Below are 430 nucleotides of genomic sequence, written 5' to 3'. Positions count from 1 at the left end.
CCACGCCCGCATTGGCCATCTGGTTCAGCTCATGCGGGGACTTGCCGGTGACGAGGCGCGAGGTTGCGCCCGTGCCATACTCCCGCGTGTTCACGAAACCCTGACGCGCGAGGCCGGTCAGACCCACGGCATTCGAGGCAATGCCCACCACGCCGGTGAGATTGGACGCGATATAGGGAACGGAAGCCATGATCCCGGCGCTGAGAATGAGGATCACGAGGAAGGGCAGGATGAGGCTGACGGTCTCGACATCGCCGGGATCGGCGGAGGCGTCGCCGATGGCCTCGGCGATGGCGACGATGATGCCCGCAGCCCCGGCTGCGGCGACCGGCATGAGGGCATAGCCGATGGTGGCGCGGGTCCAGGCCTCGAAGAGGGACTGGGTTGGTTTGAAAAGCGAGGTCACGATCATGAAGGGGGCGATCACGAT

At 65.3% G+C, this 430-nt stretch carries 1 protein-coding gene; it reads right to left on the bottom strand.

Annotated features, from left to right (window positions below; genetic code table 11):
- Positions 1-430: type IV secretion system protein (locus tag A3764_RS00345; RefSeq protein ID WP_201722373.1), on the bottom strand; the 430-nt coding region annotated here is incomplete at both ends.

The sequence above is a fragment of the Sulfitobacter sp. HI0129 genome, assembly GCF_001635395.1.
GTDB lineage: Bacteria > Pseudomonadota > Alphaproteobacteria > Rhodobacterales > Rhodobacteraceae > Sulfitobacter.
This window is presented reverse-complemented; position numbering and strand designations above follow the sequence as displayed.